The organism is Chloroflexota bacterium (assembly GCA_014360805.1).
In the GTDB taxonomy this organism is placed as follows: domain Bacteria; phylum Chloroflexota; class Anaerolineae; order DTLA01; family DTLA01; genus DTLA01.
In genome coordinates this window covers 39,340-47,121 of record JACIWU010000006.1, presented here as the reverse complement: position 1 = coordinate 47,121, position 7,782 = coordinate 39,340, and the positions used below count along the sequence as shown (strand labels likewise).

Below are 7,782 nucleotides of genomic sequence, written 5' to 3'. Positions count from 1 at the left end.
GCCAATCGCCCGCCAGGAAAGGCCAGGATCGGGGCGCAGTGCCACGGCAACGTGCCCCCGCCGTCGGAAGGTGCACGACTCCCACCCGTTTTGTGCAATTTCCGTACCAGAAGAAGGGGGCGTGGACTATCCACGAATAACATGAATCCACACGAATGGAGAATAAATGTAGACACGTAGGGCGGCTTCCCATAGCCGCCAGAGGCAGGGGGCAGGTTCCCAAGGTGCGACTCACCTCCGGAAGTGCGTCGCGCCTTGGTCGCCAACATCAGACGGAACCGAACCACCGCAACAACTCGGTTGACCCACCCCCGCCCCCGTGGTATACTTCACCCAACAAAGCAACTTGGGAGAAACGCATGGAATCCGCCGTGATCGCCGTGGACCTGGGGGGAACGCACCTCCGCACCGCCGTCTGCACCGCCGATGGCCGCATCCTGTTCCGCGCCAAGACGGCAACCGAAGCCCACCTGGGCGCGGAGCACGTTGTCGCCCGCATGATTCAACTCATCGGCGAGGCCATCCAGCAGAACCCAACGTGCCGCGTGCAAGCCATCGGCATCGGCGCGCCCGGCCCACTCCAGCCGCGCACGGGCATCATCATTGAATGCCCCAACCTCCCCGGCTTTGAGATGTACCCCTTGCGCGACCGCATCGCCCGGGCCACCAGCCTGCCCACCATCGTGGAAAACGACGCCAACGCCGCCGCCGTCGGCGAGCACCGCTACGGCGCGGGGCGCGGCTTCGCCAACCTGGTGTATCTCACCATCAGCACCGGCATCGGCGGCGGCATCATCATAGAGAACCAACTCTACTGGGGCGAGAACGGCTACGCCGGCGAGATCGGCCACATGACGCTGGAAGCCCACGGCCCCCGCTGCAACTGCGGCAACATCGGCTGCCTGGAGGCGCTGGCCGCAGGCCCGGCCATCGCCCGCAACGCCCGCGCCGCCATCGCCGAGGGCCGCCCCACCCGCATCCTGGACCTGACGCCGGGCCGCGACCCGGAGGCCATCACCGCCCACATCGTAACCGACGCGGCCAAGGCAGGCGACGCGCTGGCCGTGGAACTCCTGGCCCAGGCGGGTTTCTACATCGGCGTCGGCATCGTGAATCTCCTGCACATCCTGAACCCCGGCCGCGTGGTCATCGGCGGCGGCGTGAGTTTCGCCGGCGACCTCCTGTTCGGCCCCATCCGCCAGACGGTGGACGCGCGCGCCCCCCTGGCCTTCCGCAAGGGCGTGGACATCGTCCCCGCCGCCCTGGGAGACGACGCGGGCCTCCTGGGGGCTGCCGCCCTGGCATTCTCGGAGGCCGCACGCTATGCACACTAAACGCCGCGCGCCCGACGACATCGCCTGCATCGCGCTGCTCCACGCCTACGCGCCCTGGCTGGAACTCGGCGGCGCCAACGACGGCATCGCCGAGCACGTGGACGCCGTGGAATGCTCCCTGGTTCAGCCCACCACCAAAGACCTGGCCATCGTAACGCGGCAGGGCCCGGTGCCCCTGGCGCGCCTCCTGCAGATTCTGCCGCCCCACCTGGGCATCCACATCCACGTCCCCGACAGCCTGGCCGCCATGCCCATCATCAACCTGGGCGTTGAAACCAACCTGAGTCCCCGCTTCACCTTCATCGCGCGGCACGTCGGGGTTATGCAGGTAACGGCGCTGTCGGATCACCGCATCGCTATCGCGCTGGAGACCGAGGACCCCGAAACCGCCAAGGACTTCATCCAGCGCCTGGTGGTGGACGCTCTGGTCTGCGGGCCGAAGGTCGCCGACGAGGAAGTCATGCTCCTCTCGTGGGACAAGCGCGTCCGCGTGTACGTCGGCGTGCTGGACACCCGCGAGGAAATCCACGAGTGGATAGAGAAAGGCGCGGACGGCATCCGCACCCGTCATCCGGCGTTGTTCCTCCAGGCGCTGGGGCCGCGACTGCTGCCGTAGAACCCCAGGCCCCGCCCCGCTCTAACCTGTTTTTAACGTTCCTGTGTTATACTTTTCCTGCATTGGCGACAATCCACAGGAAAAGCGGAGGGACGTATGAGCGATAAAACCAAAATCTACGTGATTGTTGGGATCATCGCGGTTGCGGGCGTCCTGCTGAGCCTGATCCTTGGCGCCGTCGCGGGCGGCGTGGCCGGATATTTCGTGGGACGAGAACAGGCGCGGACGGTGGCGCGGGACGAGTGGAGCACCCTGAGCCAGCGACTGCCGCAGCAAGGCGTGGCCCCGACGCCAACGCCCGAGCGCACGCCCTTCACCCCGCCGCGGGTGGAGATCCCCGGGTTCGGCGCGCTGCTGACCGCGGTAACGCCCGGCACCCCCGCCGATAAGGCGGGCCTGCGCGCCGGCGACATCATCGTGGCCGTCAACGACGAGCGCGTAACCCTGGCCACCGACCTGGCCGACATCGTCCGCAAGTACAAACCCGGCGACGAGGTTCGCATCACCTATCGCCGCGACGGCGAGGAGAGGACCGTGGAGGTTACCCTGGGCCAGCACCCCGACGACCCTCAGCGGCCCTATCTGGGCGTAACGTATACGTCGGCGTTTCGCCCCCTGTCCACCCCGCGGTAGGCCGCATCCGCGAATCCCATCGTGGCGCGAAGGAGTGCTGGTGCTGGGGGCCTGGTGAGCTACAGGCGGCGCAAGGGCGAACCTTGCGTTCGCCCTTGCGATTTTGCCCGCCCCGCAGGCGGGGAGTCGGCACAGACCGGCGATGAGATAGAACGGAGGGACGAAGATGCAATTCCCCATTGAGGAGTCGGCGCGGGCCATTCAGACGATCCTGGCCCCGGCTGTGATGATTTCGGCGTGCGGGCTTTTGCTGCTGGGCATGCAGAACCGCTACGGGCGCATCAACGACCGCATGCGGGCGCTGGCCCGCGAGCGGCTGGACCTCCTGCCCAAGCTCGGTGAGCCGGTGGCCGACGTGAGGCTCGCAGCCATTGAGCGCCAAATGCCCGACCTGGTGCTCCGCGTTCGGATTCAGCGCAACGCCGTGTACAGCCTGTTCGCGGCGGTCATCGTCTTCGTGGTGGACGCATTCATCATCGCCGCAAGCCTGTTCTGGGCGACAGGAGTCCTGAACGCGGCGGCGCTGGTGGCGTTCCTGGCGGGGATGGCGCTGGTGCTGGGGGGCATGGTGCTGGCGGCGAGGGAAATCGCGATTTCGGCCCGCGCGGTAACCCTTGAGGTTGAGGAGATCATGAAGTTGTAGCGCCGCCCCCCCGCGATCCGACCAGGATGACAGGCGCGGAACGGCTCCCCTCGCGCCTTGCGCGCTCCCATACCCTCGCCGATTTGACCCTCGGGTGCGCTTTGCCTACAATGCCCACATCGTTTGCCGTCCGCATACCCAATGGAGGGAGCACCATGATTTTTGAACACGGCACGCTGATCACGGTGGACAAGGCCCGCCGCATTCTGGAGGACGGCGCCATCCTGGTGCGGGACGGGCGCATCGCCGCGGTGGGCAAGTCCTACGAGTTGGCCCAGGCCTTCCCCGACGAGCCCCGCGAAGACCTGCGCGGAGACGTGGTGTTGCCCGGCCTGGTGGATACCCACGTGCACCTGGCCCAGGCCATGATCCGCGGCTGCGCCGACGACCTGGAACTCATAGAGTGGCTGGGCAAGCGCGTCTGGGTGCTCCAGGGCAACTACGACGAAGCCGATGGCCGCGCCAGCGCCGAACTCTGCATGGTGGAGATGCTCAAGTCGGGCACGACCGCGTTCCTGGAATGCATGCTCGCCGGGCGCTACGGCCTGGACGGCATCGCCGAGGCGCTCGTCCAGTCGGGCATGCGCGGCGTCCTGTCCAAGATCGTCATGGATACGGCCACCTACGCCTCCAAGGACGACTGGATGTACCCAGGGATGCGCGAGGACCGCGACGTGAGCCTGCGCCAGGCGCTGGACGCCTTTGACCGATGGAACGGCGCGGGCGACGGCCGCGTGCAAGTGTGGTTCGGCCCCAGGACGCCGGGCGGCGTAAGTCCGGACCTGTACCGCGAGATCGCGCGCCTGGCCGACGAGCGCGGCATGGGCATCACGGTGCACCTGGCCGAGGTGCGCGCCGACCGCGAATTCCTGCTGGGCACCTACGGGCGCAGGCCCGTGGAGTTCGCCCAGGATGTGGGCCTGCTGGGGCCGCGCCGCGTGCTGGCCCACGTCATCTGGGTGGACGACGACGAGATTCGCCTGCTGGCCGAGACGGGCACCCACGTTACCCACAACCCCGCGTCCAACTCCAAACTCGCGTCGGGGTTTGCCCGCATCGCCGAGATGGTGGAGGCAGGCGTGAACGTTACCGTCGGGTGCGACGGCGGGCCAAGCAACAACACCTACGACCTGCTGCGCGACCTGCGCTGGGTGTGCTATCTCCAGAAGGCGCGGCTGCTGGATCCGCAGACCGTGCCCGCCGAGACCGCGCTGGAGATGGCCACCATCAATGGGGCCAGGGCGCTGGGCTGGGAGGACGAAATCGGCTCGCTGGAAGTGGGCAAGAAGGCAGATTTCGTGGTGGTGGACATGAACAAGCCGCACCTCACGCCGTCGCCGAATCCCGTGTCCACGGTCGTGCACTGCGCGACGGGCGCCGATGTGCGGCTGGTGGTCATTGACGGCAAGGCGGTGGTGCGCGACGGGCGCGTGCTCACGCTGGACGAGGAGCGGGTGATGCGCACGGCGCGGGCGCGGGCCCAGGCGCTCTACGCGCGCGCAGGCGTGCAGGTGAGGCCCCGCTGGCCCGTGGAATGAGCCGCGCCTCACCGCCGTAACCGTTGGGGCGCGGGCGGGTTTTCGGGAGTGAGCGGAGTACGCTCCGAGATAGACCGTATTGGGGGAGAAATATGGACATCTTCGCAAAGTGTGAAGCCTTTACGCAGGCAGCCGACGCACGAAAGGCAGGGTATTATCCGTACTTCATTCCACTGCAGGACACCGAGGGGACGGAGGTGGTCATCAACGGCCACCGGCTTATCATGATCGGCTCCAACAACTACCTGGGTCTGACGACGCACCCCAAGGTGCGCGAGGCGGCGCTGGACGCCATCCGGCGCTACGGCACGTCGTGCACGGGGTCGCGCTTCCTCAACGGCACGCTGGAACTCCACGAGGAGTTGGAGCGGCGGCTGGCGGCCTTCATGCGCAAGGAGGCAGCGCTGGTCTTCAGCACCGGCTATCAGACCAACGTGGGCACGATTTCGGCGCTGGTGGGGCGGGGCGACTTCGTCATCACCGACCGCGACGACCACGCCAGCATCGTGGACGGGTGCAAACTGGCGTTCGGCGAGATGAAGCGCTTCCGCCACAACGACATGGCCGACCTGGAGCGGGTGCTGGCGTCGCTGCCCGAGGACGCGGGCACGTTGGTGGTTGTGGACGGCGTCTTCAGCATGGGGGGCGACATCGCGCCGCTGCCGGAGATCGTCCCCATCTGCAAGAAGTACGGGGCGCGCCTGATGGTGGACGACGCGCACTCCGTCGGCGTCCTGGGCGAGGGGCGCGGCACGGCGGCTCACTTCGGCATGGACGACGACGCCGACCTAATCATGGGGACGTTCAGCAAGTCGTTTGCCTCGCTGGGCGGGTTCATCGCGGGCAAGGCCACGGTCATTGACTACATCAAGCACACGGCGCGGTCGCTCATCTTCAGCGCCAGCATCCCGGCGGCCAACGCCGCGGCGGCCATGGCGGCGCTGGAAATCATGCAGACCGAGCCGGAACGCCGCCAGCGCCTCATGGCCATCGCCGAGAAGATGCGCAAGGGGTACAAGGCGCTGGGGTTCAACGTCGGCGACACCCAGACGCCCATCATCCCCATCATCATCGGCGACGACATGAAAACGTTCATGACGTGGAAGGCACTGTTCGCGGCGGGCGTTTACACCAACCCGGTCATCTCGCCGGCGGTCCCGCCCGGCATGGCCCTGCTGCGCACCAGTTACATGGCCACCCACACCGACGAGCAGATGGACCGCGTGCTGGACATCTTCGCGAAAGTCGGCAAGGAGATGGGGATCATCTAGGGCGGTGCGCCGCGCCGCCCCGTGCGATGATGCCGACCTCACCCCCTCGTTCCCCCTCTCCGCTGGCGGAGAGGGGGAGGCCGAAGGCCGGGGGTGAGGTGTGTGGCCCGCGCGCTGCCCCGCATTTCGCGAATTCCGTTTCCCTTCGCCCAATCCGCTGTATTCGTGAATGCCCAAATGCCCTACGGCGCGTACACCCGTATCGCCGCCTCGCCGTTGAGCGGGCACTTGTACTCGCAGATGCCACACCCGATGCACCGCTCGCGGATCACCCGCGGGCGGCGTACCTCGGCCACCGTGCCGTCGGGCCGTGCCACCGTCTGCACGTCCAGTTGGATGGCCTTGTCGGGCACGGGGCACATCTCCTCGCACACGATGCAGTCCGCGCCATCGGCCCAGGGGATGCAGCGGTTCTCGTCAATGTAGGCCACGCCGATGACCGCCCGCCGCTTGTCGTCCAGCGACAGGGGCGGGATGGCGCCCGTGGGGCAGGCCTGGCCGCACGAATGGCACGAGTAGTCGCAGTAGCCCAGGCGCGGCACCAGCACTGGCGTCCACAGCCCCTCCAGCCCGGCCACGTCCAGGCTCGGCTGCAGGCCCGACGTGGGGCAGACCTTCATGCACTCGCCGCAGCGGATGCACTTGTCCAGCAGGCCGTTCTCGCGCGCCCCAGGTGGACGGATGAGGCGCGGATGGTCTCGCCTGGCAGCAGGCGCGGCGCGCAACAGGCCCACGCCCGCCACCGCCACGCCCAGCGACAGGAGCGCCTGCCGTCGCGACGGGTCATACTCGCGCCAGCCCGCCGGAACAAGATGCCATCGGAACGCCACGGCATTCGTCGGGCAGACCGCCGCGCAGTCCAGGCACAACGTGCATTCGGACGGGTCGGCCGCGTAGCCGCGCGCGGGGTCCACCGTGCCGGTGGGACAGGCGCGGGCGCACTTGCCGCAGGCCACGCAGGCGTCGGCATCCGCATGGTGTCGCAGGAACGAGACCTTGGACACGAGACCCAGCAGCGCCCCCAGCGGGCACAGGTAGCGGCACCAGAAGCGCGGGCGAACCGCATTCAGCGCCAGGACGCCCGCGAACACCAGCGCCAGCACAACGCCCTGCTGGAACGCCGGCTCCCCGCCCACCAAGCCCGCGCCCCGCAGCACGCGGTCCACCCACTCCAGCGGTCTCTGTAAAGGCCCGATGGCATATAGCGCCGATTCCGCCGCCGTGAGCAGCGCATTGACGGCGGGCAAGACCGCCGCGGCCATCGTGCGGAACAGAATCGTGAGCGGGTCCAGCACCAGCAGGGTGAGGTTGCCCAGGAGCGCGGCGAACAGGATGACCAGCAGCAGGCCATGCTTGGCGCTACGCCAGTTGCCGCGGGGGTCGCCCTCGCGGGACAGGCGCGGCCGCGTCCAGTCCAGCGCCGCTCCGAGGGGGCACAGCCACCCGCACCAGGCCCGCCCGGCCAGCACCGCCAGCGCGAGGGTCGCCAACCCCAGCGCCAACGCCGCGATCCAGCGCCTGCCAGCCAGCATCGCCGCAACGCCCACCAGCGGGTCCAGGCGGAAGAACAGGTCGTGGGGCAGGAAGGTCGGCAGGCCCTGCCGCGTGCCCAGGAGCAGGTACACGAACAGAACCGCCGCCAGAATCTGCACCGCTTGCCGCGCGCGTCGCCAAGTCTTTGCGGTCATCGCACTCTCCAAACCAGTGGCGGTCAGCCGTTAGCCATTGGCCGTTAGCCATCAGCAGG

7 protein-coding genes are annotated in these 7,782 nt (G+C 68.0%); 6 read left to right on the top strand and 1 reads right to left on the bottom strand.

The genetic code is table 11. The annotated features are described in order from the left end of the window. Positions 1-359 precede the first annotated feature (359 nt). The 6 genes from H5T65_02050 (at position 360) to H5T65_02025 (ending at position 6,035) form a co-directional block, all read left to right on the top strand. Entirely contained in the window at positions 360-1,334 is a 975-nt protein-coding gene (locus H5T65_02050) for an ROK family protein (GenBank protein MBC7258011.1), read from the top strand. Beyond that, complete coding sequence (locus tag H5T65_02045) at positions 1,324-1,950, top strand: hypothetical protein (GenBank protein MBC7258010.1); 627 nt, start codon at positions 1,324-1,326, stop codon at positions 1,948-1,950. The genes H5T65_02050 and H5T65_02045 overlap by 11 nt, the downstream gene beginning before the upstream one ends. A gap of 96 nt (positions 1,951-2,046) precedes the next feature. Continuing rightward, the gene (locus tag H5T65_02040; protein ID MBC7258009.1) at positions 2,047-2,583 is read left to right on the top strand and encodes a PDZ domain-containing protein; all 537 of its coding nucleotides are present in this window, start codon (positions 2,047-2,049) and stop codon (positions 2,581-2,583) included. Positions 2,584-2,749: 166 nt separating this feature from the next. Next, positions 2,750-3,226 (top strand): DUF2721 domain-containing protein, encoded by a 477-nt coding sequence (locus tag H5T65_02035; protein ID MBC7258008.1) that lies wholly within the window; start codon positions 2,750-2,752, stop codon positions 3,224-3,226. 155 nt (positions 3,227-3,381) lie between these two features. Then, positions 3,382-4,764, top strand: a complete 1,383-nt coding sequence (locus H5T65_02030) for an amidohydrolase (protein MBC7258007.1) — start codon at positions 3,382-3,384, stop codon at positions 4,762-4,764. A gap of 92 nt (positions 4,765-4,856) precedes the next feature. Next, positions 4,857-6,035, top strand: coding sequence for an aminotransferase class I/II-fold pyridoxal phosphate-dependent enzyme (locus H5T65_02025; GenBank protein MBC7258006.1), 1,179 nt, complete (start codon positions 4,857-4,859; stop codon positions 6,033-6,035). 182 nt (positions 6,036-6,217) lie between these two features. Here H5T65_02025 and H5T65_02020 read toward each other — a convergent pair whose 3' ends face one another. Continuing rightward, on the bottom strand, positions 6,218-7,723 hold the full coding sequence (locus H5T65_02020) for a 4Fe-4S binding protein (GenBank protein MBC7258005.1): 1,506 nt from the start codon (positions 7,721-7,723) through the stop codon (positions 6,218-6,220). Positions 7,724-7,782: the final 59 nt, after the last annotated feature.